Raw genomic sequence first — 1,616 nt, 5'->3', positions numbered from 1 at the left:
GTCAACATAGTCGGCGGCCAAAAAACCACCATATTCGCCCAAGTGGGTCAGTTTTACTCCGGCGCAGTGGGTCAGTATTACATCGGCGCTAACAAGTGGGCCACCCGTGTGCTCAAGGACCATCTGATACAGGGCTATAGCGTAAATCAGCGCCGGTTGGTCGGGCGTGGCGTTGAGTTTGAGCAGGCCGTAAAGTTGCTCAGTCGTACGCTCACAAATCAGGGGTTAATATCCGCTGAAGGTGAGGCTGTGGCCAGGGTCATCAGCGACTATGCTCGATCCTGGAGTTTGCTGCAAGGCTACGATGAGCAAGCGCTTGCGGAGATAGCTCAAAGCCAGTCCGACATGCGACCGCTGGTTCTAGACGAGGCCTTGGCCGCCATTGCAGAACTAAAGCTGGCCTTGATTTCCAAGGGCGAAGCGACTGAGCTGTTTGGACTGGTGCGTGGCAATGGTCTGGCATCCTCTTTGGCAACGATTGAACAAGGGTTTGGCGACGAGCTGTTTTACCCAAACGTCGCCAGCCGCGCTGCGCATCTGTTGTATTTTCTGGTCAAGAACCACGCACTGGCCGATGGCAATAAGCGTTGCGGTTCTTTCTTGTTTCTTTGGTACCTGCGTCGTAACCAGCATTTGCTGGCACGGCCTGTGGAGCAGCTAGTCAATGACAACACTCTGGTAGCATTGGCGTTGCTAGTGGCCGAAAGCTTGCCTGACCAGAAGACTTTGATGATCCGGTTGATTGAGCACTTTATCCTGTTAAAGGAGCCCAGCGCGGATAAGAATAGTGTCAACCAATCGTCGACAGCATAGCGAAATAAAGCACCGCTATAGCGAACGCCAAGCAAGCTAACGTATTGATTGCTATGGTAAAGCGCATATAAAGCGACTCTTTAATACGGAATCATAATCCGCAGGTCCCCTGTTCGAATCAGGGATGCGCCACCAGATTTGATGAGGCTTTGCAGGGATTTCCTGCAAAGCCTTTTCTTTTACCGGCTCTACCCCATTAAAGCGGTATTCCATTTTATAGATAACGCGACAGGTTGCTACGCGCAGTAGCTGCTACACAAGACTGGTAGGCTAGCGAGAAAATATCCCATTCGCTACATACTGTGCACTGTTGCTCTCACAGAACTCAAAAAATTGCTACGCTCACTGAGGCCATGCGTCATTCCCGACCCGCCATGCTTCTCAAGTCCGGATATCTTTGGGGTGCTTGCATTCCGCTATAAAAACCTGGAAGACGCAGTTGCATAGCTTGCCTGCGAGCCTGCGGAAGGTCTCCAGGACAGCAAGCCAATGACAAGCATCACGCAATGGTTGAAAGCTCGGTAAGCTGGGGCGAGGCCGCATTAAGCCCCCTCTGCGTTGACCTCGGGGAACACCAGTCGGTAGTTTCGCAGATCTTCTTCAAAGGCATTGCACCGCTTGAGCGCCCCATAGAGGTCGGGCCGGGGCTGGGTGTAATCAAAGGCCACCGTCCAGGCATGGATGCGAGTCATGGCTCGGATGTAGGGTGTCGCGTCGGCATGATTCGACAGGCTCTTCAGCGGCAACAGATAATCCTCGCGATAGACCGTCGGCACAATGATACGCGACAGTCCTGCGGCGCT

1 protein-coding gene and 1 pseudogene are annotated in these 1,616 nt (G+C 53.2%); one reads left to right on the top strand and one right to left on the bottom strand.

All coding sequences use genetic code 11. From position 1 onward, the window contains the following. A partial coding sequence (locus BUB23_RS26345; RefSeq protein ID WP_084136282.1) for a type II toxin-antitoxin system death-on-curing family toxin occupies positions 1–813 on the top strand: 813 nt, incomplete at its 5' end. A 542-nt stretch (positions 814–1,355) separates the two neighbouring features. Here BUB23_RS26345 and BUB23_RS26340 read toward each other — a convergent pair. Then, positions 1,356–1,616 (bottom strand): annotated as a pseudogene (locus BUB23_RS26340) (Fic family protein); the annotation flags it as partial.

The sequence above is a fragment of the Pollutimonas bauzanensis genome, assembly GCF_900129885.1.
Classification (GTDB): Bacteria; Pseudomonadota; Gammaproteobacteria; order Burkholderiales; family Burkholderiaceae_B; genus Pollutimonas; species Pollutimonas bauzanensis.
Note: the sequence above shows the minus strand (reverse complement) of the source record. Positions and strands in the feature narration are given on the sequence as shown.